Raw genomic sequence first — 25413 nt, 5'->3', positions numbered from 1 at the left:
TCAGTTTCGCCTGTCTTGGTTAAAGAGGTCTCAACGAGGGAAACAATGGTAGGCAAAAAGAAGCCTCTCGTGGTCATCACGCGAAAGCTGCCCGACCCGGTCGAGACCCGCATGCGCGAGCTGTTCGACGCAAGGCTGAACGTCGAGGACAGGCCGATGACGCAGCCGGAACTGGTCGCTGCGGTCAAGGAAGCCGACGTGCTGGTGCCGACCGTGACCGACCAGATCGACGCCGCACTGATTGCCCAGGCCGGCGACAATCTCAAGCTGATCGCCAATTTCGGCAACGGCGTCGACAAGATCGACGTGGCGGCGGCGGCCAAGAGGGGCATCACCGTCACCAACACGCCCAACGTGCTCACCGAAGATACCGCCGACATGACCATGGCGTTGATGCTGGCGGTGCCGCGCCGGCTGGCGGAAGGCGCCAGTGTGCTCACGGGCGACAAGAAATGGGCCGGCTGGTCGCCGACCTGGATGCTTGGCCGGCGCATCTGGGGCAAGCGGCTCGGCATTGTCGGCATGGGCCGCATCGGCACCGCCGTTGCCAGGCGAGCCAAGGCTTTCGGCCTGTCCATTCACTATCACAACCGGCATCGTGTGCTGCCGGCGGTCGAGGATGGGCTGGAGGCGACCTATTGGGAAAGTCTCGACCAGATGCTGGCCCGCATGGACATCATCTCGGTGAATTGTCCCTCGACACCCGCTACCTTTCATCTTCTGTCGGCGCGGCGGCTCGCGTTGCTGCAGCCCACCGCCTATATCGTCAACACTGCCCGCGGCGACATCATCGACGAAGAAGCGCTGGTCAAGCTGATCCAGGACGGCAAGATCGCCGGCGCCGGCCTGGACGTTTACGAGCACGAACCGGCCCTGAACGGCAAGCTCTTGAAGCTGGCCGCCAGGAACAAGGTCGTGCTTCTGCCGCATATGGGCTCGGCCACGCTCGAGGGCCGCATCGACATGGGCGAGAAGGTCATCATCAATATCCGCGCCTTCGTCGATGGCCATCGCCCGCCGGACCGCGTGCTGCCGCTCAGGACCTGAAAACCTTCCAGGCGCCGGCTCTCATAAACCGAAGCTTACGAAATGGTCTTGCGCATGGTGATGGACGTCGGCCTGTCATAGCCCTCATGCGCCGTCCGTTCGGTTTCGCGAAAGCCGAGCCGGGCAAAGGCGGCATGATTCGCGGCCAGTTCGATCCTCGTCTCCAGTTCGATGTCGGCCTTGCCGCGGCTGCGGGCCAGATCTTCGGCCGCTTGCATCAGCCGCCGGCCAATGCCTTGCCCCTGCCGGTCCGGGGCGACGGCGAGCTTGCCGACATAAAGACCCTCGGCCTTTTCGAGAGCAAAAACGCAGCCCACGATCCTGTCGCCGTCGAGCGCCAGAAAGCCTGTCTCCCGCAAGGCTTTGGCGCGCAGTGCTTCGACTGTGAGCAGGTGAGCCGACGACGGCGGGTCGATGATGCCGTCCATGAAGGCGAAGGCATGCATGATCAGGGCAAGCACATCACCCCAGCGGCCGAAATCGGCGGGGATTTGCGTGATCGAAACACGGGTTTGTTCCAAGATCAGCGTCTTTTGTAGCGGATGGTCTCGAAGCGGGCGGCGAGCGCATCGTAAAGCAGCAGCCGGCCGATCAGCGGCTCGCCTATGCCGGTGACCAGTTTGATCGCCTCCATTGCCTGCAGGGTGCCGACGACGCCGGTCAGCGCGCCGAGCACTCCGGCCTCCGCACAGGACGGCACCAGGCCCGGCGGCGGGGCTTCGGGAAACAGATCCCGATAGCTCGGGTTCGGCTTGCCGTCCCTGCCGTCCTCGAAAGGCTTCAACACGGTGACCGAGCCATCGAAACGTCCGACGGCCGCATGCACCAGCGGCTTCCCTTCGCTGGCGCAGGCATCGGCAACCACATAACGCGTCTCGAAATTGTCGGACCCGTCGACGACGATATCGTACTTGGCGACGAGGGCAGGGGCGTTTTCCGCGGTGAGCCGGAATGTGTGCGTTTCGACCGATATGTTGGGATTGATGCGGGCGATCGCAGCGCCGGCGCTCTGGGTTTTCAGCATGCCGACCGTATCGGTGCCGTGAATGACCTGCCGTTGTAGGTTGGAGAGCGAAACAGTGTCGTCGTCGACAATGCCGAGCGTGCCGACACCGGCCGCGGCGAGATATTCAAGCACCGGCGCCCCGAGCCCGCCAGCGCCGATCACCAGCACCCGCGCCTGCTTGAGCTTCTGCTGGCCAGCGCCGCCGACCTCGGGCAGCACGATGTGGCGGGCATAGCGTTCGATCTCGTCGGCGGTGAGGGCGGTAGTCATGTCAGGACCATATAGCAGCCGAAAAATCTTATCAGGGGTCTTCGGTTGGCCCAACCGTGCCATGGTCGACCGTCAGGAACTGAGCGCGGCCATGCAGGCTGGAAAACAGCGCCGCATCGGTACCCGTCATGAAAGCCTGGCAGTTCAGGTCTTCCAGGATCGAGAACAGTGCCGCGCGCCGGCCGCCATCGAGGTGCGCCGCGATCTCGTCGAGCAGCAGGATCGGCGTCAGGCCGGACATTTCGCCGGTCAGCCGGGCATGCGACAGCACGATGCCGACCAGCAACGCCTTCTGTTCGCCGGTCGAGCAGAGTTCGGCCGGCATTGCCTTGGGCCGGTGCCGGACCATGAGGTCCGAGCGGTGCGGGCCCTCGAGGGTACGTCCGGCGGCGCGGTCGCGGTCGCGGCCATCGGCAAGCGCCCGTCGGAACCGCTCCTCGACATCGACCGCCGGCGCACCGGCAATCTCGGCCTCCAATTCACCCGAAAGGCCGATATCGGCCCGCGGAAACGGTCCGGTGTCGGGCAGCCTGTCGATCATGGCCACCAGCAGGCGCACCAACTCGGCGCGCGCGGCCGCTATCGCCACGCCGGTCTCGGCCATCTGCGTCTCTATCGCCTCGAACCAGCTGGCATCCCGCGAGCCTTCCGTCAGCAAGCGGTTACGGCCTCGCATCGCCTTCTCGTAATCGAGTGCGCGCTGGCCATGGCCGGGATCGATCGCTAGCACCAGCCGGTCGAGAAAGCGCCGGCGATCCGCGGCCGGCCCGGTGAACAGCGAATCCATCGCCGGCGTCAGCCACACGACCCGCAGCCATTCCAGCATGTCCTCGGCCCGCGCCGCGGCTCCATTTATACGCACCCGCCTGCCGCTCTCCGCGGTGTCGCCCCCGGAAATGCCTGTACCGATCTCGACCTCGCCTTCAGGTCCGTCGAGCCGTGCATGCAGGGCAAAACCGCCATCGCCACCCTCACGGGCCACATCCCCGTAGGCTGCGCGGCGCAAGCCGCGTCCCGGTGTCAAAAAGGAGATCGCTTCGAGGAGATTGGTCTTACCGGCACCATTGTCGCCGGCAAAGACCACGGCGCCCGGCGCGACATCTATCGCAAGGGTCGCATAGTTGCGAAAATTGGTAAGCGTGAGCTTACTTATGTGGGTTTGTGCCGGCAACCGCTATCCGCCTGTAGAAGTCGCCGCAACCAAGGCCGGTCGTATCGCCAGCGACGCCGCGCCGGCTATACCCGCATCGGCATCAGCACGTAAAGCGCGGTCTCATCGGCCATGTCGTGGATCAGCGTCGGCGAACCGGCATCGGCCAACATGAATTTGGCCTCCGTGCCGGTCAATTGCGCGGCGACATCGAGCAGGTATTTGGCGTTGAAGCCGATCTCGATCGGGTCGGCCGAATAGTCGGCCGCCAGTTCTTCCGTGGCGCTGCCTGAATCCGGATTGTTGACCGCAAGCGTCACCTGGCCTTCGCTGATCGAGAGCTTCACCGCGCGGCCGCGTTCGGAAGAGATGGTCGAGACCCGGTCGACCGCGGCGGCGAAGCTTTGGCGGTCGAGGATCAGCTTCTTGTCGTTGCCGGTCGGAATGACCCGCTGATAGTCCGGGAAGGTGCCGTCGATCAGCTTCGAGGTGAGGACGACGCTGCCGATGGTGAAGCGGATTTTGGTGTCGGACAGTTCGGTGGTCACGGCGACATCCGGATCGTCGACCAGTTTCTGCAACTCGCTCACTGTTTTGCGCGGAATGATGATGCCCGGCATGCCCTCGGAGCCGGCCGGCGCGTCAATCTCGGCGCGCGCCAGCCGATGGCCGTCGGTTGCCACCGAGCGCAGCTTCAGCTTGCCGCCGACTTCATGCGTGTGCAGGTAGATGCCGTTGAGATAGTAGCGTGTCTCCTCGGTGGAGATGGCGAACTGCGTCTTCTCGATCAGGCCCTTCAGCGCCACCGCATCGAGGCGGAAGATGTGCGAGAAGGATCCGGCCGAAAGCTCGGGAAAATCGGATTGCGGCAGGCACTGCAGGCGGAAGCTCGAGCGGCCCGACGTCACCGTCATGGCGTTGCCGTCCTCATCCGTCTTCAGCATTACCTCGGCGCCGTCGGAGAGCTTGCGCACGATGTCATAGAGCAGGTGCGCGGGGACCGTCGTCGCGCCGCCGCGCTCGACCTTGGCGGGCGTCGCTTCCGTCACCTCCAGGTCGAGGTCGGTGGCCTTCATTTCGAGGCTGGCGCCGTCCGCGCTGAGAAGCACGTTCGACAGGATCGGTATGGTGTTGCGCCGTTCGACCACGCGGTGCACGTGGTTGAGCGACTTCAGGAGATTTGACCGTTCCAGGATAACACGCATGACGAAACAGGCTCGCTTGAATGAATGAACGGGTCTCCGGCTGCCGGCGCCCCGCGAAAGCTCTGAACAGGCTTCAGAATCTACGCAAACTGACAGGAAAAAACCAGTGAACGCAAGCCCGCGCCACCGGTTCGGGCCGGTTGCGCGGGCTTTCTGGGGATAAAGCTGGCCAACCCCGCAAGCGGGCGCTTCTGGCCGGTCAGGCCTGGTCGTTGATCAGCCTTCTCAGCAATTCCAGTTCCTGCGCCAGCGTGTTGTCATTGCCGGAAAGGTCCTCGATCTTGCGCACGGCGTGCAGCACCGTCGTGTGATCGCGACCACCGAAGCGCCGTCCGATTTCCGGCAGCGAGCGCGGCGTCATCACCTTCGACAGATACATGGCGACCTGTCGCGGCTTGACGATGGTGCGCGTGCGCCGATTGGACAGCAATTCCGTCTTCGAGACGTTGTAGTGACGCGCCACGATGCGCTGAATGTCCTCGATGCGGACCCGCTTCGGCTCGCCCGTGCGATAGATGTGGCCGAGGATCTCGTCGATGCGGTCGATGGTGATCTGCGGCTCGAACGACTGGCGAAACAGGAGCTGGTTGAAGGCGCCCTCCAGTTCACGTCCGCTGCCGGTCACGGTGCGGGCAACGTGGTTGAGGATCTCTTCGGAAATGCCCAGCGATGCATCGTCGATCCTGGCCGTGGCCAGACGCAGTTTGAGCATGCCGAGCCGCATGGCGAAATCGGGCGCCGACATTTCGAGCGCGACGCCGCCATTGAGACGCGAACGGACCCGCGGTTCGAGCGATTCCAGCTCCGACGGTGGCCGGTCGGCGGCAACGACGACCTGCTTGGCGCTGTCGAGCAGCATGTTGATCAGATGACAGAATTCATGCTGGATCGATTTGCCCTGCAGGAATTGCATGTCATCGATGATCAAGAGATCGATGTCGCGCAACTGCTCCTTGAGCGTCAGTGCGTTGTTGTCGCGGATCGCCGTGGCGAAGCGCCACATGAAATACTCCGCGGTGAGGTAGACGACGCGTGACTTCGGGTTCTGCTTCAGCGATTCCGCCGCGATGGCCTGCAGCAGGTGCGTCTTGCCGAGCCCGACGGTGGCATGCAGGAAAAGCGGGTTGAAGCGTACCGCGCTCGACTGCGATTCCGCCACGGCCTTGGCGGCGGCGAAGGCAACGCGGTTCGACGGTCCCTCGATGAAGGAGCCGAACGTGTAACGCGGATCAAGCGGTGATCCCAGGACATTGTGGCGGAACTCGCTCTCGACCGGCACGCCCGGACGCGGCATCGGAGACCGCTCCACCCTACTTGGACTGACGGTGCCGGCGGCCAGCGCCGTCTGCGTCTGCCGCGTCATCTTGCGGGCCGGCGCCAATTCCGGTTCGGGCTGGCCGCGCCCCTGACGGGTTGCGGTGCGCACGACGATTTCGATCTTGAGAAGCTCGGGATCCTCGTGCTTCCACAGCTCTGAAATGAGATCATGATAGTGGCCGTTGATCCACGAGCGCAGGAATGCGGTGGGCACGGAGATGCGGACAATGCCCTTGGACGCTTCCGCGACCTTCATGCGCCCAAACCAGCTGGAATAGACTTCGGTTCCCAGGCGCGCCTTCAACTGGGCCTTGACCCGGTCGAACTTCTGTTCCGCGTCGCTGGAGACCGCCATCTCGTTTGCTCCGATCAAAGTTCCAGGAAATGGGAGGTCGCCCGTAAGCTCCCTTTCGATGCCGCTCTGCATGATCGAGTTCCTTGCCTTTCTGTACCTGTTTTTCGCTGGGGATGCGCCTCCTGCATCCTTTTCCGGCGACCGTGTCTTCGCTACGATGGCCATTGCCGCCGCCGGCAATGAACGTCGCCCACTATCCGACGGGAACCGGTGCCGGCCCATGGAAGCCAGTCCGCGTTGGGTATGTCAGGGCAATACAACGCCGTCCGGCGAAAGAGCGCCGGCGCGCCGTCCTACCTGCCATGTCTAGTTACGCCAGTCCCCTACCGTATCGAAAAAGAGCAAACCATACCCGTTCGCGGACTTGATCCACGTCGCAAATCCCGCCAATTTAAGCTGGCCGCGTAAGGCTGGGTTAGGGCCAGAGGCCCGTCCCGTTCGATAGATCGACATTACCGAAATCGCTGTGGATAGGGCAAGGCCACGTCTAACGGATTTTTAAGGAATCTGGTTACCTCGGGCAGGTTGGAGCGCCATGCCGCAGCGGCATATTTTGACAAAGCCATTGGGATTCAAACCCTTTTCCGACGAATATGAAAAAGCCGGGCCGGCGCGAAATTTTCTGAAATAATTCACTTGACAGCCAGTTGTCCTCCCGTCTCTTCGGCGCGTTGTGGACAAGCTGTGGATGACTGCCGCTAACCGATTGAAAAAAAATAGCTATTTGTGCGGAGCGTAGTTTTTTCAGTCGGCGCTTTTCAAGCGTGCCGGTCATCAGCGGGCATGTATGTGCCGGCAAATCATTTCGCACTCGGGAATCTGCACTTGGGGCTGTCTGCGGCTATTCTTTTTAAGTACTTGCCGGCAAACGAAAAAACCCGGCGCGATCGGCCGGGTTCGAAGAAGATCGTCCTGAAAAGGCGATGTCAGGCCGACAGCACCTTGAGGCGCTGGGCGAGGCGCGACACCTTGCGGGACGCTGTGTTCTTGTGCATCACGCCCTTGGTTGCGGCGCGCATCAATTCCGGCTCGGCTGCCTTGAAGGCGGCCTGTGCGGCGGCCTTGTCGCCGGAGGCGAGTGCCTCTTCGACCTGGCGCACGTAGGTGCGGACGCGCGAGCGGCGGTTCTTGTTGATCGCTGCGCGGCGGGCGATCTTGCGCGTTGCCTTTTTGGCCGAGGATGTGTTGGCCATGATGCCTCTCTTCTGATCTGGTCGGCGCACGCGGCGTGCCGCAGGGCGCAAAAAACAAACGGGCAGCCACGGGGCCGCCTCGGTTGGTGCGGCTTATAGTTCAGCTTTTCCGGCGCGTCAACGCCGACGGGCGTTCTTTTTGCCGATGCCACGGGTTTCGGACGCTGGCCCGCCACGCCCTACCGGTTGGTGAAATTCGGCTTCCGCTTTTCGGCGAACGCCGCCATCCCTTCCTTCTGGTCTTCGAGCGCGAAAAGCGAGTGGAACAGGCGGCGTTCGAAGCGCAATCCCTCGGCAAGCGTCGTCTCATAGGCCCGGTTCACCGCTTCCTTGGCCATCATCACCGATGGCAGCGAGAAATCCGCGATTTTGGCCGCCGCCTTGACGGCCTCTTCGACCAGCTCGGCGGCCGGAACGACCCGCGACACCAGGCCCGAACGTTCGGCCTCGGCGGCATCCATCATTCGTCCCGTCAGGCACATGTCCATTGCTTTCGATTTGCCGACGAACCGGGTCAGGCGTTGCGACCCGCCCATGCCGGGAATGACACCGAGCGTGATCTCGGGCTGGCCGAATTTGGCCGTATCGGCGGCAATGATGAAGTCGCACATCATGGCGAGTTCGCAGCCGCCTCCCAGGGCATAGCCGGCCACCGCCGCGATGATCGGCTTTCGTGCCCGCGTGAACTCTTCCCAGCCAACGAAGAAGTCCTGGCTGTAGGCATCCGCGTAGGAGATCGCCTGCATTTCTTTGATGTCGGCGCCGGCGGCAAAGGCCTTGTCGGAACCGGTAACAACCACGGCGCCGATGCCAGGATCGGCGCAGAAACCGTTCACGGCCGAGACGAGTTCAGCAAGGATCCGGGAATTCAACGCATTGAGCGCTTTTGGCCGGTTCAGCGTGATCAGCCCGACCTTGCCACGCGTCTCGGTGATGATCGTCTCATAGTCCATGGGCTGCTTCTCCTTGCTCGATGGCGGTCTAGCTTACCTCTGACAGGTCCGGCAATAGAAGGTCGAGCGTCCGCTCTGCACGATACGTTGGACATGGCCGCTGCAGCCGGGCTTGGGGCAAGGCTCACCCTCGCGGTCGTACACGGCGAAGGAATGCTGGAAATAACCCAGCGACCCATCGGTGCGCACATAGTCGCGCAGTGAAGACCCGCCGGCCGCGATGGCGTCCGCGATGACCGAACGGATTGCCTCGGCGAGGCCTTCGCTTTGTTCCCTGGCCTTCTTGCCTGGCTTGGCGATGGTGCCTGCCTCGCGCAGGGGTGATAGGCCTGCGCGCCAGAGCGCCTCCGAGACGTATATATTGCCCAAGCCGGCGATCAGCCTCTGGTCGAGAAGCGCTGCCTTGAGCGGCGCTCTGCGGCCTTTCAGCAGCGAGGCAAGCAGACCGCCGTCCAGCGCATTGCCGGTGGGCTCGACACCCAGCCCGCCCAGCATCGGATGCGTCTCCGGCGGCTCTTCCGCAAACAGCATGAAACCGAAGCGGCGCGGGTCGTTGAAGATCACCCGGGAGCGCGCGCCGGCCGCGGAAACGACATGGAACACGACATGATCGTGCGCCGCGCTCTTCGAACGCTCATGATGGAACACGCCCGGTGTCTCGTCGTCGTCGCCGGTCTCGATGCGAAAGGAGCCCGACATGCCGAGGTGGCAGATCAGAACCGGACCACCTTGCATATGCATGGTCAGATATTTGGCGCGCCGGCCAAGCGCCGTGACCGTCCTGCCTGTCAGCCGCTCCGAGAACCGTTCGGGAAAGGGGAAGCGCAGATCGGGTCGTCTCATCTCGACCTTGGCCAGATGGGCACCTTCCAGGACCGGCTGCAGGCCGCGCCGGACCGTTTCGACTTCGGGCAATTCAGGCATGGCCGCCAATCGTGGCGTGGAAGGACGTGCCGTTACGGCCGCGCGCCAGCCGCAGATGTTCGGCAACCGTCTCGCCGATATCGGCGAATGTCGCCCTCAGCCCTATGTCGCCGCCTTTGAGGCCGGGTCCAGTGCCGATGACCGGAATGCGTTCGCGCGTATGATCGGTGCCGCGCCAGGTCGGATCGTTGCCGTGGTCGGCGGTCAGGATGAGAAGGTCGCCCTGCTTCAGCTTCGCAAACGCCTCCGGCAGACGCCGGTCGAAGGCCTCGAGTGCGGCGGCATAACCGGCGACGTCGCGGCGATGGCCGAATTCGGTGTCGAAATCGACGAAATTGGCGAACACGAGGTCACCGTCGCCGGCCTCGTCCATGGCGCCCAGCGCCTGGTCGAACATGGCCATGTTGCCCGCCGCCTTGCGCACCTGCGAAATCCCGCGATGGGCGAAGATGTCGCCGATCTTGCCAACGGCGATGACGCGGCTGCCGCGCGCCGTCAGCCGGTCGAGCAATGTCGCTTCGGGTGGCGGCACGGCGTAGTCGTGGCGGTTGTAGGTTCGTTCGAAGGTGGCTGACGTCTCGCCGACGAAGGGGCGCGCGATCACCCGTCCGATCCTCAGCGGGTCAACCAGCCGGCGCACCACCTGGCACAATTCATAGAGCCGCTCCAGGCCGAAATGGATCTCATGCGCGGCGATCTGCAGGACGGAATCGACCGACGTGTAGCAGATCGGCTTGCCCGTGCGGATGTGTTCCTCGCCGAACCGCTCGATGATCTCGGTGCCTGGCGCATGGCAATTGCCGAGGATGCCTGAAACCTTGCCCTCGCGGATGATCGCCTCGGTCAGGTCGGCCGGAAAGGCGGGAACCGTATCCGGGAAATAACCCCAGTCGAAGCGTACTGGCAGGCCTGCGATCTCCCAGTGGCCGGAAGGCGTGTCCTTGCCGCTCGAAATCTCCTGCGCCGCGCCATGGAAGGCATTGGCGAGCAGGTCCGTCCCGAAATGAGCAAAACCCAGTCCTGTCGCCGTCTCGGCCGCCTTGCCAAGTCCCAGCGATGCCATGTGGGGGACGAACAGTGGTCCCTGACGAAGCCCGTCGCGATCGGCGCGCCCTTCCGCGCAAGCTTCGGCGATGTGCGCCAGCGTGTTTGCACCGGCGTCGCCATAGCGTTCTGCGTCGGCCGCGCCGCCGATGCCGAAGGAATCCAGGACAAAGAGGAATGCACGCGCCATCGGGTCATTTGTTGCCAGTGTGGACCTCAAGACATAGGGTTCCATGGCGGCCTTGGCAATTCGGAAGGCGCAAAGATCAGGTGTCGCGACCAGTTGGGCGCCCATGGACGAAACAAGAGGCAAGGCGGTCCCGTCATGAAGGCTGCGCTCAAGACCTGGACTGCCCTCATGGCTGTGAACAGCGCGTTCTGTTGTGGACCGGCGTGGGCAGACTGGCGCGACGATATCGGCACATTTCGCATCGGTATCGTCGCCGAACCCGGCGCCGGCAATACCGTTCCGGGGCTGGCCGTGCTGATGCAAGCCTTTACCGATGCGCTCGGCATGAAGGTGGAATTCGTCGTTGCCCGCGATTACGCGGCACTGATCGAGGCACAGGCCAATGCGCGGATCGAATACGCCATCTATTCGGCGACCGCTTACGCCACGGCGCTGCAACGCTGCAAATGCGTCGAGCCGCTCGTAGCTCCGGTCGATTCAGACGGTGCGGCCGGCATCCGCTCGGTACTGCTGACCAGGGACGGCGAATTGCCCGGCCTGGCTGACATGGAGACCCGCCGGATCGCCATGCCGCCGCCGGACAGCGTCGGCGGTTCGCTTTTGCCGCTGGCGGGCTTGGCCGCCGAGCATGTCAGGATCGCCGAAGACGCACCATTCCTTGTCCATGCCCCGTCGGCGTCGGCGGCTGAAACCATGCTCGTCGACGGCAAGGCCGACGCCATGTTCGGCTGGGTGAAGGCAGCGGCCGACGGTCAGCCGCGACTGCCTGGGGGTACGCAGGCAAGGCTCGAATCGTCGGGCCTTTCGGCCTCGGCCCTTCAGGTCGTGTGGACGTCGGGTCTGCTGAGATACGGTCCCCATGCGGTGCGCGGCGACCTCGATCCGGAAGCCAAGCGTCGGCTGACCGTGTTCCTCACCAACCTCAAATCGACGACGCCGGATGTCTACGACCTTCTGGAGCCGAAGCATGCTGGCGGCTTCATGCCCGTGGCTCCCAAGGACTATGCGGCGGCGGAGGCCATCGTGCGGATGGTATCGGTCGATGGGCGGCAATAAGTCCTTCAGCAATCGCTGCAAGGGATCGTGACGCTTCTGCGGGGACGCAGATAATAGGTTTCGCTCATCGTCATGCCTTTGGCGAGCGTCTCGACAAACCCGAGCTTCTGTTGGCTGTCGGTCGTCCAGCTGATGATCGGCTTATAGGCCAGGGTGCTGTCGACGCGGACGAGGAAGGTTCCGGGGACCCTGAGGCTTGCCGGAACCGTGGTGGCGGTGCCGGCGGTGGCCCCGACGCCGTTCACACCGTTGACCACCTTGCGCGACCACACCACCAGGACCTGCGGCGTGGCATCGGTGGTGACCTGTATGGCCGTGATGGTGATGTCCGGCACGGAGCGGTTATAGGGTTGAAGGGTCAAGGTGCCGATCTTCATGATGGCATCGAGGTCCACTTTGGCGATGGTCGGCTGTTGTGTGACGAGATCGGCGACCATGCTGCCGACACGGCTGACCTTCTTGCTCGTCTCGATGGCCTGCGAAGCCTCCATGGTCATGAAATACATGACCAGCAGGATAGGCGCGATAAGCGCGAACTCGACCGCCGCGACGCCGCGACGATTGGACCAGAACCGGGTTGATTTGCCCCAGAGCATTGATTTGCCCCAGAGCCCAGCAATTCCCTGATGTGCCCCCGCACGCATCATATTCACTGCCTTTTTTCTTATTGTTGCTTCGCTGATGGTCTCAATTGTCGAACGGCTCGTTCTGCCAGGTCACCGAAGCGAAATGCAGGGTTCTGTTGCCGCCCATCGACTGCGCCATCAGGTTGGTCATGATGGGCCATTTGTAGAAAACCCGCAGCATGTTCCTTGACTCCGCCGCACCCGCCGTGACGGTAAAGGGCACATCGGCGCCGCTATTCGTCAACTGGATGTTACCGCCCTGAATCCTGAAGCCGGCCTGGGCCGCGTCGGCGAATGCAGTGTACTGGCGAAGATCGACGCTCAACTGATTGGGGCAATCCTGCGAAACGATGATTTCCAGCTTGCCGCAGATCATGTTCTTCAAATTATCTCCGGCAACATCGGCGGCCCTCAACTGGCCGGTGCGCAGCCGGCGCGCGACATCGTCGGTAATGTTGGCCATCACCTCCTGGCTGGCAAACGAGATGCAGCTTTCAAGGATGGCGAAGACAAGAAGCGCGAACGGCATCGCAAGCAGCGCGAACTCCAGCGCCGTGGCGCCGCGCCGGTCGCGCACGAAGCGCTGGAAAGGCCTGGCGCGCTCGATCTTGCATTGATCTGTCGAGCCGAATTCCTTGCTCATGCGATGTTCCTGCCATCCTGGACGGTGCTGACAGGTGTATTAGTGCAAACCAATTGAGGTCCGGTTTGAATGATCGTTAAACTCGGCGCAGGCGCTTTAACCAGGCAGTAACCTGGGCGCTGGCACGGCCCGCATGGCTTATTTGCTGACGCTCATCTCGGCTTCGGACGATTTCTCCGCGTCACTCTTGTAGGAGCTTTCGCAATAGGGCGTGCACGACATGGTCTGGACCTCCGCGCGCCGGTAAATGCGAACCGACGAGGCCGCCTGGCGGACCACGGTAACCTGTGCGTCGACGATCGGGCTGCCCTCTGGGTCGAGAACGACGAGATTGGTGACACCGAAACCCTTGCCGGTGAGCACGATCGTCGAGGCATCCTGGACGGAGGCGTCGGCGATTGCCGGGTTGCCCACGACGATCGTATCGGCGGGGCGCGACAATTTCACGATCTTGGCCTGGTTCATGGTGACCTCGATCCCGGCACCGGCCCTGGCGGGCGCGGTCAAGCTGGCGGCGGCAAGAAGCAGGGCAATCAGAATTGAGGATCTCGGCACGGCCATCAAGGCGCTCCACGCAAGCGGACTGTTCAACAGAACATGAACGAGATTGGTGAACCAACGGTTAAGTTGACTTGTTGCGCCCGGATATGGCGGTCGGCATGGCCGAGCGCACCATCGGACTCGTGCAGGCGTCGCAAGCCTGCCCAAGCCCTTGCCGTTTGCGGCGTCGACCTGCAAAACAGAACATTAGCCAGCGCTTAGTGTGGAGTTAACCACGCAACATGTTCTAGCCGGGAAAGGAATCGGTAAGGCTGTTTATTAAGCCGATCGAAAGAGCTTCTCCCTAGATTTGCAGCATCCGATCAACCATCACAGAAGTTGACGGAAGTGCTGTAACACGTGGAGTAGGAGCTCTCGAATGTCTAATCTCATCGCACGTTTCGTGAAGGACGAATCCGGCGCGACCGCCATCGAATATGGTCTGATCGCCGCTCTCATCGCGCTCGCCATCATCACCGGCGCAGGCGCGCTCGGCAATGCCATCAACGCCAAGTTCACGACCATCGGTACAACGCTGAACAGCAGCGGCAGCTGATCTGCTTATTTGCTGATCACCTGGATTGCATTCTGGACAGGGGTCGCCACATTGCGGCCCCTGTTTCTCTGTGACCGGTCCAGAGTGCTGCCGACAACGACCGTCTTTTCATGCGGACCTCATCAATCGTTAATCGAACCGACCTAGATTGAGTATCCTGGAAATCCGCACAATAGGCATAAGCGCCGATGCTTGAAGCCCTGATCTTCGTCGTCTTCCCGTTCTGCATGCTGTTCGCCGCGATCTCCGACATGCTGTCGATGACGATCGCCAATCGCGTGCCGGTGCTGCTTGTCGTCGTCTTCGCGCTGGTGGCGCCGCTGACGGGCATGGACTGGGCAGCCTATGGCGGACATTTCGCCGCCGGCGCCATCGTCCTTGCCGTGACGTTCGGCCTGTTCGCCTTGGGTGGCATGGGCGGCGGCGACGCCAAACTGCTGGCCGCCACGGCCGTGTGGATGGGGCTCAACGTGCATCTCGTCGAATATCTGGTCGTCTCGACATTCATCGGCGGCCTTCTGACAATCGCCATCCTGCTTTACCGGAAGTCGACGCTGGCGGTTTTCACCGGCCGCAATCCATTCCTGCGTCATTTCGCCGAAGAGTCGGCCGGTGTTCCCTATGGGATCGCGCTCGGCCTCGGCGGACTGCTGACCTTCCCCGATTCCCCCATGATGGTATGGGCGCTGGCAAGGCTGGCGAACTGAATTCATCAATTTTTCGTCGGCTGGCGTGCCTTGCAAGCCGTCTTGCGGAGCAGCGGCCCAGCATTTCCACGCATCTCGGCGCGATCCATCCAATTTATGTAAACCTTAAATTAATCACGATCGTAAGCATTGCATTAACCTTGTTTTGACGATTGCCGCTGCAAAGTCCGGCTTGGCTAGGTGGTTTGCCAAGGGCGAGGGTTCGGACAGATGCCAGCATCCCGATTGATTATTCTGAGCGTGGCGGTGGCCGCGGCGGGCGGTGCTGGCTATGTCGCAAAAAACATGGTCGCTCCGCCGCCTCAGATCGTCGTCGATTCTGGCCCCCAGGCCCCGGCGGTATCCCTGCAGGATGTGCTCGTGCTTTCGGGTGATGTCGCGATGGGCAACGCGCTCCAGAACAGCATCGCCTGGCAATCCTGGCCCGCTGACGGCATCAACGCGAATTTCATCACCAAGGCCACCGCTCCCGATGCCCTGGAGAAGCTGAAAGCGTCGATTGCCCGTGTGCCGATGTATGCGGGCGAGCCCGTGCGGCGCTCCAAGCTGATCGGCGAGGGGCAAAGCTTCATGTCGTCCATCCTGCCTTCCGGCATGCGGGCGGTCGCCACGACCATATCGGCCGACACCTCGGCCGGCGGCTTCATTCTTCCAAACGATTTCGTCGACGTCATCATGACCCGCAGGGCCGATGCCAACACCGGGGCCGGCTTCAGCACCGAGACCATCCTGAAGAATATCCGCGTCCTGGCAATCGATCAGACCATCCAGGAAGACGAGGAAGGCAAGAAGACCAGGGTAGGCCAGACCGCCACGCTGGAGCTGACACCCAAACAGGCGGAGATCATCACCGTTGCCCAGCAGATGGCGGATCGCCTGACGCTGGCGCTGCGGGCGATCACGGACACCCAGGAAAAGAATGTGGACGAGGCCGACTATCTCGTTTCCGGCAATGGTCGCAGGGGAACGGTGAGGCTGATCAAGTCGGGCGAAGTCTCCGAGGTAGGGGCAAGGAAATGAGGCTAAGCGCTAAACTGCCGGCAATCGTAGCCATGGCATTCGGCCTGCTGCTCGTCGGAGCGAATGTGCAGGGCGTCGAGGCGAAGAGCACGCAGGTGTCGGCCACGACAGCCACCCAGCGCGTCAAGCTTGGCCTCAACAAGTCGGTGGTCATCGACCTGCCGAGCGATGCCTATGACATTCTTGTCGCCAATCCCTCCGTTGCCGACGCCGTGACCCGTACCGCAAGGCGTATCTATCTCTTTGGCAAGTCGGTCGGCGAAACCAACATCTTCGTCTTTGGACCGAACGGCGAACAGATCGCCAGCCTGGACCTGGCCATCGAGCGCGACGTCGCCGGCCTGGAAGACTATATCAAGCGCTTCCTTCCGACCTCGGCCGTCAAAGTGGAACTGCTCAACGACAACGTGGTTCTGACCGGCACCGTGGATACCCCCTTGGATGCCAAGCGTGCCGAACAGCTGGCAAATATGTTTGTGTCCGGCGGTGAAGCGACGACGGGACAATATTCGCAGACCGCCGCTGGCGGCTCGGCCCAGAGCGGTGTCGACATCAACAATCCGGACCAGGAGCGCCGCGTCAGCCAGATCGTCAATCTGCTGCAGATCATCGGAGATGATCAGGTCACGCTGAAGGTGACGGTGGCCGAAGTCAGCCGTTCCGTGATGAAGCAGCTCGGCGTCAATATGGTCGGCAGTGGCGGCAGCAACGGCATCAGCTATGGAGCGACTAGCGACAATTTCACCGGACTCGGTAAGCAGCTGTCGAATTCGGGGTTCAATATAGGCGCCTCGGGGCTGCAAGCCTATGTCAATGCCATGGAGCAGTCCGGGGTCATGAAGACCTTGGCCGAGCCCACCTTGACTGCCGTATCCGGCGAGAAGGCAACCTTCAAGGTCGGCGGTGAATACAACATGGTGAGCGGCGTCACGGCGAACGTGTCGACCGACAACCAGACTGGCCTGAAGAACTATACCATCGACAAGATCGAATATGGCATCGGCCTGGAGTTCCAGCCGGTGGTGCTGTCTCCCGGTCGCATCAGCCTGAAAGTCAGAACGTCGGTTTCCGAGCCGACCACCGAAGGGTCCGTTTCGCTGTCCTCGGGTGTGACAAGTCCCGGCACGAATGTCCTGTCTCTGCGCAAGCGTCTTGCCGATACGACGGTGGAACTGCCCTCCGGCGGCTCCATGATGATCGCCGGCCTTGTTCGCGACGATGTCAGGCAAGCCGTCAACGGCTTGCCTGGACTGACAAAGATCCCGGTGCTCGGCGCGCTCTTCCGCAGCAGGGATTTCGTGCGCAACGAGACCGAGCTCGTCATCATCATTACGCCCTATCTGGTGAAGCCGGTGGCGCGCAATGAACTCGCCAAGCCGGACGACAATTTCAACCCTCCAAGCGACGGGGCCGGCATGTTCCTTGGGCGTGTCAATCGCGTCTACGGCACCATGCAGACCGACAGGCCCAACGGCCGCTATCATGGCGTTGTCGGCTTCATCTACAAGTGAACGGGAAAGCGGACATGTCTCAGTCAGTATTGAAGGCAAAGACCATGGCGATGCGCTCCGGCCGTTCTCGAACGGGCCTGCGGGTCCTTCCGATCCTCGCGGCAGCGTTGACGGCTCTCCTGGCCGGTTGCGCCCACCGCGACAGCATTACCGTCGGCGCCATCCCCGACGACTATCGCACCAATCATCCGATCGTCATCGCGGAGAAGAACCAGAAGATCGATCTTCCCGTCGGCGCCGGCGACCGTGGCATGACCGGCGCGCAGCGCGACACGCTTCTGGGGTTCCTCGACGGCTACGACAAGTCTGCCGCTCCGACATTGACGATCCAGATTCCAAGCGGATCCGCCAACGAAGTCGCCGCGACGGCGGCCGGCCGTGATTTCGCCCGGCTCGCGGCCGCCGCCGGTATCAAGCGCAACCGGATCGTCGTGGTCTCCTATCAGGCTGGATCGAGCGAGGCATCAGCCCCGGTTCGCGTCTCCTATATCGCGGTGAGGGCACAGACAGACAAATGCGGACGTTGGCCCGATGACCTGGTGGAAACGTCGGAAAACAAGCACTACGCCGATTTCGGCTGCTCCTATCAGAACAATCTGGCCGCCCAGATGGCCAATCCGGCCGACCTTCTCGGGCCGCGCAAGTCTACCACCATTGATGCGGCAAATCGCAGCAAAGCCATCGGTGTCTACCAAGACAGGGGCATTTCGGATGAATTCCTCGGCAACTCGGAAGTGACTTACTAAGCCGCCCTCGGAAAGAAGCGACGCCAGGAACAGGCCACGGAAAGAGCATGACCATGAGCAGCCTTGCCTATGACGCCACCGTCGAGGGCGGCGATACCTCGCCGCAGGACGTCGCCGCGATGCAGGCGTTGCGGCCGGTTCCGCGCATTTCGATCCAGGCATTCTGCGAGACCGAGGGCGTTGCCAATCCGGTCCAGCGCGCCGGGGAGGACCGTCGCATGACCAAGGCGCATCTCAAGGTCCATATGGGCGGCGTCGCCACCGCAATCGAATTCTACCAGTCGGCGCCGACACCGAACCTGATCCTGCTGGAATCGCGCAGCGAACCCAAGCAATTGCTGGAGCAGCTCGCCCAGCTTTCGGAATACTGCGATCCATCCTCGAAAGTGGTGGTGATCGGTCACTACAATGATGTCGGTCTTTATCGCGAACTCATCCGTTCCGGCATCTCCGAGTATGTCATCGCGCCGGTGTCGATGGCCGACATCGTCAGCGTCGTGTCGTCGATCTTCGTCGATCCGGATGCCGAACCGCTCGGCCGCACCGTCGCCTTCGTCGGCGCCAAGGGCGGCGTCGGCTCTTCCACTATCGCCCACAACGTCGCCTGGGCAATGTCCTCCCTGTTCAAATCCGAGGTCGTTGTCGCCGACCTCGATCTCGCCTTCGGCACCGCCAACATCAATTTCGACCAGGATCCGGCCCAGGGCATCGCCGAGGCGGTGTTCTCGCCCGAGCGCATAGACGAAGTCTATCTCGACCGGCTGTTGACCCAATGCGCCGAGCACCTGTCGCTGCTTGCGGCGCCCTCGACGCTGGAACGCGTCTACGACTTCGATCCCGATGCCTTCGCGCAACTTGTCGATACCGCGCAGCGCAGCGTGCCGCTGCTTGTGCTCGATGTTCCTCATGTCTGGACGGGATGGGCCAAGAACACGCTGGTCAAGGCTGACGAGATCGTCATCACGGCGACTCCGGAACTGGCCAATCTGCGCAACACCAAGAACCTGGTCGACATGTTGAAGCGGCTTCGTCCGAACGACCCGCCGCCGAAATTGATCATCAACCAGGCCGGCGTGCCCAAGCGGCCCGAGATCTCGGCATCCGATTTCGCCGAACCGCTCGGCCTGACACCAATGTCGGTCATCGGCTTTGATCCCCTGCTGTTCGGCAATGCCGCAAACAACGGGCGCATGCTGGGCGAGATGGATGCCAAGAATCCGGTTGTGGCCACGATCAACGAGATTGCCCATGTGCTGACGGGCCGCAGCGAAATCCGGGCGAAGAAGAAAGCTGGCCTGGGCAGTCTGCTCGGCAAGCTCTCGCGCAACAAGAAGTGACGCAATGGGGTCGGTAGTCGGTCATGTTCGGTAAAAGAGGCAACGACGACGGCAACCGGTTCACGCCGGAATTCCGCCAGCCGGCATCGGCACCGGCTACGATTGCGCCGGCCGCCGCGGGTCCGGCCGACACCGCGGTGCTTGCCCGGCCCGCGGCCACGACTCAGCCGAGCGCACCTGTCGCGCCGCCGGCCAGGCGCGCGGTCGAAGCGCCACCCATGGCGCCGGAACCGAGGAGGGGCCGCGAAAAGAGCGAAACCTACTATGACACCAAGAGCCAGGTGTTCTCGGCTCTCATCGATACGATCGACCTGTCGCAGCTCGCCAAGCTCGATCCCGAAAGCGCGCGCGAGGAAATCCGCGACATCGTCAACGACATCATCGCGATCAAGAACTTCGCGATGTCGATCGCCGAGCAGGAAGAACTGCTCGAGGACATCTGCAATGACGTGCTTGGCTATGGGCCGCTCGAGCCGTTGCTGGCGCGCGACGACATCGCCGACATCATGGTCAACGGGTCCAAGAACGTCTACATCGAAGTGAACGGCAAGGTCGAGCAGACCGGCATTCGGTTTCGCGATAACCAGCAGCTTCTCAACATCTGCCAGCGCATCGTCAGCCAGGTCGGCCGCCGCGTCGACGAATCCAGCCCGATCTGCGACGCTCGTCTTCCCGACGGGTCGCGCGTCAACGTCATTGCGCCGCCGCTGGCTATCGATGGCACCGCGCTCACCATCCGCAAATTCAAGAAGGACAAGCTGACGCTCGATCAGCTGGTCAAGTTCGGCGCCATCTCTCCGCAAGGGGCTGAAGTTCTCAAGATCATCGGCCGTGTCCGCTGCAACATCGTCATCTCGGGCGGCACCGGCTCCGGCAAGACGACATTGCTCAACTGCCTGACCAACTACATCGACCGCGACGAGCGCGTCATCACCTGTGAGGACTCGGCCGAACTGCAGCTGCAGCAGCCGCATGTCGTGCGCCTGGAAACGCGTCCGCCCAATCTCGAGGGCGAGGGCGAGGTGACGATGCGCGACCTGGTCAAGAATTGCCTGCGCATGCGGCCTGAACGCATCATCGTCGGCGAAGTGCGCGGACCCGAGGTCTTCGACCTTCTTCAGGCGATGAACACGGGCCATGACGGCTCGATGGGCACGATCCACTCCAACAGCCCGCGCGAATGCCTGAACCGTATCGAATCCATGATCGCCATGGGTGGCTATTCGCTGCCGCAGAAAACCGTGCGCGAAATCGTCGTCGGCTCCATCGACGTCATTATCCAGGCGGCACGCCTGCGCGATGGATCGCGCCGCATCACCCATATCACCGAAGTGATCGGGATGGAGGGCGACGTCGTCATCACCCAGGATATCGTCCTCTACAACATCAAGGGCGAGGACGCCAACGGCAGGCTGCTGGGAGAACACGTCTCGACCGGCATCGGCCGCCCGCATTTCTGGGAACGCGCGCGCTACTACGGCGAAGAGCAGCGCCTCGCAATAGCGCTCGAGGCCATGGAGAAACGTGCTGACTGACGCACTCACAGGCGTGAAGGTTCTGGTCGATGTTTGGAATTGACGGCACCGTACTGGCGTTTGTCGTACTCGCCGGCTTCAGCGCCGGCGCGGTCGCCTATGTATTTCTGTTCAACCAGATCAGCAACGAGAAACAGGCCGGCAGGCGGCTGGAAACGATCAAGGCCGCCGAGACGGACCGTTCCGTCGTCAAGGCCACCCGCGACCGGGCGGCCGACGCCGCCAAGCGCCGCAAATCGGTGCAGGATTCACTGAAGGATCTCGACGAAAAGCAGAAATCCAAGGACATCGCCGTCAAGAAGCCGCCGCTGAAGGCGCAGCTTCGCCAGGCTGGGATGAAGGTGTCGATCGAACGTTTCTATATCTATTCGGCCATCTGCGGTCTCGCGCTGACGGTGGTCGCGTTCGTGGCCGGTGCGCCGATGATTGTCTTGCCCGGTGTGCTGCTCGCCGGAGCGCTTGGCCTGCCGCGTTGGTTCGTTTCTTTTCGTCGTAGCCGGCGCGTCAAGTCATTCCTCAACGAATTTCCAAACGCGCTCGACGTCATCGTGCGGGCGGTCAAGTCCGGCCTGCCGCTGAACGATGCCATACGCCTGATCGCCAACGAATCCCCTGAACCGGTCAAGACCGAGTTTCGCCGCATCGTCGATTCGCAGCAGATGGGCCTGTCGATCCCCGACGCCACCTTGCGCATGCCCGAAACCATGCCATGCACCGAGGCGAGCTTCTTCGGCATCGTCATCCAGATCCAGTCGCAAGCCGGTGGCAATCTCTCCGAAGCGCTAGGCAATCTTTCGCGCGTCTTGCGCGACCGCAAGAAGATGAAGGCCAAGGTCGCGGCCCTGTCGATGGAGGCGAAAGCATCCGCCGCCATCATCGGCGCCTTGCCTTTCATCGTTGCCTTTCTCGTCTATCTCTCCAGTCCCAACTACCTGATGCCGCTGTTCACGACCAGCGTCGGCCATCTGATCCTCGGTGTTTCCGGCATCTGGATGTCGATCGGCATCTTCGTGATGCGCAAGATGATGAATTTTGAAGTCTAGGGCCGTGGCATGACCGAACAAGTCATCAAATCACTGACGGATCCCAGCCTCCTGATTGCGATGCTGGTCGCTGTCGCCGTGTTCGCAACCGTTTTTACGCTGCTGCCGGCCCTTGGCGGAAACCAGCTCAAGGCGCGCATGAAGTCGGTCGCGCTGGAGCGTGACGAGCTTCGCGCCAAGCAGCGCGCGCGGCTTGCGAACGAGGCCGATCGCCGCCGCAAGGGCCTGCGCGAGCAGCAGTCGGTCGGTATGCGCAACATTGTCGACCGGCTCGATCTGCGCCGTGCGTTGGCCGACGAGTCCACCTTGCAAAAGCTGAAGGTCGCCGGCTTTCGCGGGCAAAATCCGCTAACGCGATTTCTGTTCTTCCGTCTGGTGCTTCCTTTTGTCGGTTTCGCGCTGGGTCTGTTCTATATTTTCGTGCTGGGAGGGTTGCCCGACAAGCCATTGGTGATCCGGCTTTTCGTCTGCATCCTCGTTGCCTATGGCGGCTTCTATGCGCCGGTCCTCTACGTCAACAACCGCGCGACCAAGCGCAAGCAGTCGATCCAGCTGGCGTGGCCGGATGCGCTCGACCTGATGCTGATCTGCGTGGAATCCGGCATGTCGGTGGAAGCCGGCCTGCGCAAGGTCGCCGACGAGATCGGCGCGCAATCGGTGGCCCTGGCGGAAGAATTCATCCTGACCAACGCCGAGCTCTCATACCTGCAGGAACGTAAGCAGGCTTACGAGAATCTTGCGAGCCGTACCGGCTTGGAATCGGTCAGGTCCGTGTCACAGGCGCTCGTCCAGGCCGAGCGCTACGGCACGCCAGTGGCGCTCGCACTGCGTGTGCTTGCCGCGGAAAGCCGCGACATGCGCATGAACGCGGCCGAGAAGAAGGCCGCCGCGCTGCCGCCCAAGCTCACCGTGCCGATGATCCTGTTCTTCCTGCCGGTGCTGTTCGCCATCATCCTGGGTCCTGCCGGCATCCAGGTCAGCCAGCGCGGCATCTTCGGCCAGTCGCAAAGCAACGGCACCCAGTAGGCGCATCCGCACAATCCAAGCGAAAGAGCCGCGCGGAAAATGCCACGCGGCTCTTTCGTTTGGCGCGATCGGGCGCCCCGCGCGACGATCAGTTGTTGGCGGTTTTCGCCGTTTTCGCCTTGTCCTGATCCTTGAGCTGGCTCCAGGCGTTCTGCTGGGCCAGCATCTGCCGGAGATAGGCGACGTTGGCCTGTGCCTGTTCGGGGGAAAGTTCTTGCGAGGCGATCTTCTCGGCTTCGTCGAAGCGACCTTGCAGCCCGACAACGAGCGCCAGGTTCTGACGCACCCGGCTGTCGGCATTCGGCTGCTGGGCGGCAGAGCGCATATAGGTCTCGGCGGTGCGCAGATCCCCTTCCAGCACATAGGACATGCCGAGATTGGAAAGGATCGATGGCTCGTTCGGCTTGAGTTCAAGCGCCTTGCGGTAGAGTTGGCGCGCTTCGTCCTTCTGGCCGACCTGATCGAGGATGGCCGCCTCCGCCGACACCAGCCTCCAGTCGGGGTATTCCGGCGTTTGTGCGCGGCGCACGGCGTCGAGCGCTGCCTCGAGCTGGCCATTGGCGGCCAATGCCTTGCCATAGGCGGCGAGAACTTCGCGGTCCTTGGGGTAGGCGATCGCCAGCTTGCGCATCACGGCAAGCGACTGGTCGGCATCGCCGTCCATCTGCAGCGCCGCCGCGAAGTTGGTCGCTATCCGCTTGTCGTTGGGGTTCCTCGCGTAGGATTGGCCAAGTGCGGCCGTGGCGTTGTGCAATTCTCCCGCCGACATCGTTTCCAGCGGCTTGCCGCTGGTGCGTCCGATCGAGCCTGTGGTGAGTTTGTCGGTCGCGCAGCCGGCAACGCCCGCCGCGAGCGCTAGCATGAATGCCGTGGTAATGAGCCGTTTTCCCCGGATGTCTATCGTGCGGTTGGTCGGCATCGGCACCTGGGCCTCCATTCATGCGTGGCCATTGCGTGGCCATCTTCCCTCCAGCAGAAATATTCTGTTAACCCTAACGGAGGGTTAAGACGCGCCGACTCGCAAACTCGGCAGGAGAAACATCTGATGTCCGTTGAACTGGTCGAGAGCAAGCCGAAGAACCCGCTGCCAATCCATCTGGTCGCCAGGGACGGGCTGGAGGCAGCCGGTCTGTCGCCGTCTATTGTCGCATGGGCCAAGGCAAACGGCTTTTCCGGCGAGGCTGGCAGGACGCTGGTCCTGCCAGGCGAGAACGGAGCGCTTGGCGGCGCCATGTTCGGCCTCGGTGAGGGCGAGGGCGCGCTTGCCGTCGGTGCGCTGGCGAAAACCTTGCCGGAGGGCGATTGGCATTTTGCCTCCAGGCCTGCGGAGCCGGAACTGGCGGCTCTTGCAATCGTGCTCGGCGGTTATGTCTTTGCCCGCTACGGCAAGAAACCGGGCAAGGCGCTGCGCTTCGAGTTGCCGGCCGGCGTCGATGCGCAGCGCGTTCGCCACGTCGTCGATGGTGTTTTCCTGACGCGCGACCTGGTCAACACACCGACCAACGATATGGGGCCGGACGATCTGGAGAAGGCGGTGCGGATCCTGGCTGGGGCTCACAAGGCCGAAGTCTGGGTCATCAAGGGCGACGACCTGCTCGCACAGAACTTCCCAATGATCCATGCCGTCGGCCGCGCTTCGTCCGATGCCCCGCGTCTGATCGACATGACCTGGGGGCGGCAGGGCGCGCCGAAGGTGACGCTGGTCGGCAAGGGCGTCTGCTTCGACACGGGCGGGCTCGACATCAAGCCGTCATCGGGCATGCTGTTGATGAAGAAGGACATGGGTGGCGCCGCCAATGTGCTGGGCCTGGCCTCGATGATCATGGCCGCCGGGCTCAATGTGCGGCTGCGCGTGCTGATCCCCGCAGTCGAGAATTCGATCGCCAGCAACGCTTTCCGCCCGGGCGACGTGTTGGCGAGCCGCAAGGGCATCACGGTAGAGATCGGCAACACGGACGCCGAGGGTAGGCTGGTGCTGGGGGACGCGTTGGCGCTGGCCGACGACGAGGAGCCGCAGCTTCTCATCGACATGGCGACGCTGACCGGCGCCGCCCGCGTCGCGCTTGGCCCCGACCTGCCGCCCTTCTACACCGATGACGAGGCGCTTGCCTCGGAGTTGGCGGCGGCGGCGCTGGCGGTCGAGGATCCGCTGTGGCGCATGCCGCTATGGCGGCCTTACGACGCGAAACTGTCGTCGAAGATAGCCGACATCAACAACGTCACATCAGATGGTTTCGCCGGTTCGATCACCGCGGCGCTGTTCCTCAGGCGCTTCGTCGAGAAGACGGCAAGCTGGGCGCATTTCGACATCTTCGCCTGGAACCCCGCCGATCGCCCCCACGGCCCCGCTGGTGGTGAAGCGCAAGGCATCCGGGCGCTGGAGCGGGTCATTTCGACACGCTTTGGCTGAAGG

Annotated in this window: 25 protein-coding genes; 12 read left to right on the top strand and 13 right to left on the bottom strand. The window is 62.5% G+C overall.

Features of this window, described 5'->3' with window-relative positions:
- Window positions 1-45 precede the first annotated feature (45 nt).
- Window positions 46-1047, top strand: coding sequence for a D-glycerate dehydrogenase (locus tag FJ943_RS16310; RefSeq protein WP_140660652.1), 1002 nt, complete (start codon window positions 46-48; stop codon window positions 1045-1047).
- A gap of 35 nt (window positions 1048-1082) precedes the next feature.
- On the opposite strand, the gene FJ943_RS16305 is transcribed toward FJ943_RS16310, so the two are convergent.
- From FJ943_RS16305 to FJ943_RS16265, 9 genes are all read right to left on the bottom strand, one after another.
- Window positions 1083-1568 (bottom strand): GNAT family N-acetyltransferase, encoded by a 486-nt coding sequence (locus FJ943_RS16305; RefSeq protein ID WP_181166263.1) that lies wholly within the window; start codon window positions 1566-1568, stop codon window positions 1083-1085.
- 2 nt (window positions 1569-1570) lie between these two features.
- Complete coding sequence (locus FJ943_RS16300; RefSeq protein ID WP_015313990.1) at window positions 1571-2323, bottom strand: molybdopterin-synthase adenylyltransferase MoeB; 753 nt, start codon at window positions 2321-2323, stop codon at window positions 1571-1573.
- 31 nt (window positions 2324-2354) lie between these two features.
- Window positions 2355-3494 carry a DNA replication/repair protein RecF gene (gene recF, locus FJ943_RS16295; protein WP_140722927.1) on the bottom strand — a complete coding sequence of 380 codons (1140 nt, stop codon included), beginning with the start codon at window positions 3492-3494 and terminating at the stop codon, window positions 2355-2357.
- A gap of 65 nt (window positions 3495-3559) precedes the next feature.
- Window positions 3560-4678, bottom strand: a complete 1119-nt coding sequence (gene dnaN / locus FJ943_RS16290; protein ID WP_015313988.1) for a DNA polymerase III subunit beta — start codon at window positions 4676-4678, stop codon at window positions 3560-3562.
- Window positions 4679-4877: 199 nt separating this feature from the next.
- Entirely contained in the window at window positions 4878-6422 is a 1545-nt protein-coding gene (gene dnaA, locus FJ943_RS16285; RefSeq protein ID WP_015313987.1) for a chromosomal replication initiator protein DnaA, read from the bottom strand.
- An 854-nt stretch (window positions 6423-7276) separates the two neighbouring features.
- A complete protein-coding gene (rpsT, locus tag FJ943_RS16280) occupies window positions 7277-7543 on the bottom strand; it encodes a 30S ribosomal protein S20 (RefSeq protein WP_015319343.1) in 267 nt (88 codons plus the stop codon).
- A 179-nt stretch (window positions 7544-7722) separates the two neighbouring features.
- A complete protein-coding gene (locus tag FJ943_RS16275) occupies window positions 7723-8496 on the bottom strand; it encodes an enoyl-CoA hydratase (protein WP_015319342.1) in 774 nt (257 codons plus the stop codon).
- A gap of 33 nt (window positions 8497-8529) precedes the next feature.
- Window positions 8530-9420 (bottom strand): bifunctional DNA-formamidopyrimidine glycosylase/DNA-(apurinic or apyrimidinic site) lyase, encoded by an 891-nt coding sequence (gene mutM / locus FJ943_RS16270; RefSeq protein WP_140722924.1) that lies wholly within the window; start codon window positions 9418-9420, stop codon window positions 8530-8532.
- Window positions 9413-10654: a phosphopentomutase gene (locus FJ943_RS16265; protein ID WP_140722921.1), complete on the bottom strand. Its 1242-nt coding sequence runs from the start codon at window positions 10652-10654 to the stop codon at window positions 9413-9415. Before FJ943_RS16265 ends, mutM begins: the two co-directional genes overlap by 8 nt.
- 135 nt (window positions 10655-10789) lie before the next feature.
- Between FJ943_RS16265 and FJ943_RS16260 the strand changes: the two genes are divergently transcribed.
- Complete coding sequence (locus tag FJ943_RS16260) at window positions 10790-11710, top strand: phosphate/phosphite/phosphonate ABC transporter substrate-binding protein (protein WP_140722918.1); 921 nt, start codon at window positions 10790-10792, stop codon at window positions 11708-11710.
- Between the two features lie 5 nt (window positions 11711-11715).
- On the opposite strand, the gene FJ943_RS16255 is transcribed toward FJ943_RS16260, so the two are convergent.
- The 3 genes from FJ943_RS16255 to FJ943_RS16245 all read right to left on the bottom strand — a co-directional run bounded on the left by FJ943_RS16255 (window position 11716) and on the right by FJ943_RS16245 (window position 13540).
- A complete protein-coding gene (locus tag FJ943_RS16255) occupies window positions 11716-12357 on the bottom strand; it encodes a TadE/TadG family type IV pilus assembly protein (protein WP_140723475.1) in 642 nt (213 codons plus the stop codon).
- Window positions 12358-12397: 40 nt separating this feature from the next.
- Complete coding sequence (locus FJ943_RS16250; RefSeq protein WP_140722915.1) at window positions 12398-12979, bottom strand: TadE/TadG family type IV pilus assembly protein; 582 nt, start codon at window positions 12977-12979, stop codon at window positions 12398-12400.
- 138 nt (window positions 12980-13117) lie between these two features.
- Window positions 13118-13540: a pilus assembly protein N-terminal domain-containing protein gene (locus FJ943_RS16245; protein ID WP_140614765.1), complete on the bottom strand. Its 423-nt coding sequence runs from the start codon at window positions 13538-13540 to the stop codon at window positions 13118-13120.
- Window positions 13541-13898: 358 nt separating this feature from the next.
- Between FJ943_RS16245 and FJ943_RS16240 the strand changes: the two genes are divergently transcribed.
- The 9 genes from FJ943_RS16240 to FJ943_RS16200 all read left to right on the top strand — a co-directional run bounded on the left by FJ943_RS16240 (window position 13899) and on the right by FJ943_RS16200 (window position 23000).
- Complete coding sequence (locus tag FJ943_RS16240; protein WP_140614764.1) at window positions 13899-14075, top strand: Flp family type IVb pilin; 177 nt, start codon at window positions 13899-13901, stop codon at window positions 14073-14075.
- A 188-nt stretch (window positions 14076-14263) separates the two neighbouring features.
- On the top strand, window positions 14264-14782 hold the full coding sequence (locus FJ943_RS16235; protein WP_015319334.1) for a prepilin peptidase: 519 nt from the start codon (window positions 14264-14266) through the stop codon (window positions 14780-14782).
- 210 nt (window positions 14783-14992) lie between these two features.
- Window positions 14993-15802: a Flp pilus assembly protein CpaB gene (gene cpaB / locus FJ943_RS16230; protein WP_140722912.1), complete on the top strand. Its 810-nt coding sequence runs from the start codon at window positions 14993-14995 to the stop codon at window positions 15800-15802.
- Entirely contained in the window at window positions 15799-17313 is a 1515-nt protein-coding gene (locus FJ943_RS16225; RefSeq protein ID WP_140722909.1) for a type II and III secretion system protein family protein, read from the top strand. The genes cpaB and FJ943_RS16225 overlap by 4 nt, the downstream gene beginning before the upstream one ends.
- A 14-nt stretch (window positions 17314-17327) precedes the next feature.
- Window positions 17328-18059, top strand: a complete 732-nt coding sequence (locus FJ943_RS16220) for a CpaD family pilus assembly protein (RefSeq protein ID WP_140722906.1) — start codon at window positions 17328-17330, stop codon at window positions 18057-18059.
- Between the two features lie 47 nt (window positions 18060-18106).
- Complete coding sequence (locus FJ943_RS16215; protein ID WP_140714020.1) at window positions 18107-19396, top strand: CpaE family protein; 1290 nt, start codon at window positions 18107-18109, stop codon at window positions 19394-19396.
- Window positions 19397-19419: 23 nt separating this feature from the next.
- A complete protein-coding gene (locus tag FJ943_RS16210) occupies window positions 19420-20931 on the top strand; it encodes a CpaF family protein (protein WP_140722903.1) in 1512 nt (503 codons plus the stop codon).
- 29 nt (window positions 20932-20960) lie between these two features.
- A complete protein-coding gene (locus FJ943_RS16205; protein ID WP_015319328.1) occupies window positions 20961-21974 on the top strand; it encodes a type II secretion system F family protein in 1014 nt (337 codons plus the stop codon).
- Window positions 21975-21983: 9 nt separating this feature from the next.
- Window positions 21984-23000 (top strand): type II secretion system F family protein, encoded by a 1017-nt coding sequence (locus FJ943_RS16200; RefSeq protein WP_015319327.1) that lies wholly within the window; start codon window positions 21984-21986, stop codon window positions 22998-23000.
- 88 nt (window positions 23001-23088) lie between these two features.
- On the opposite strand, the gene FJ943_RS16195 is transcribed toward FJ943_RS16200, so the two are convergent.
- On the bottom strand, window positions 23089-23919 hold the full coding sequence (locus FJ943_RS16195; protein WP_015319326.1) for a tetratricopeptide repeat protein: 831 nt from the start codon (window positions 23917-23919) through the stop codon (window positions 23089-23091).
- 126 nt (window positions 23920-24045) lie between these two features.
- Here FJ943_RS16195 and FJ943_RS16190 point away from each other — a divergent pair, with 126 nt between their 5' ends.
- Window positions 24046-25410, top strand: a complete 1365-nt coding sequence (locus tag FJ943_RS16190; protein ID WP_140722900.1) for a leucyl aminopeptidase family protein — start codon at window positions 24046-24048, stop codon at window positions 25408-25410.
- The last annotated feature ends 3 nt before the right edge of the window (window positions 25411-25413 follow it).

The sequence above is a fragment of the Mesorhizobium sp. B2-3-10 genome (assembly GCF_006442275.1).
Classification (GTDB): domain Bacteria; phylum Pseudomonadota; class Alphaproteobacteria; order Rhizobiales; family Rhizobiaceae; genus Mesorhizobium; species Mesorhizobium australicum.
Note: the sequence above shows the minus strand (reverse complement) of the source record. Positions and strands in the feature narration are given on the sequence as shown.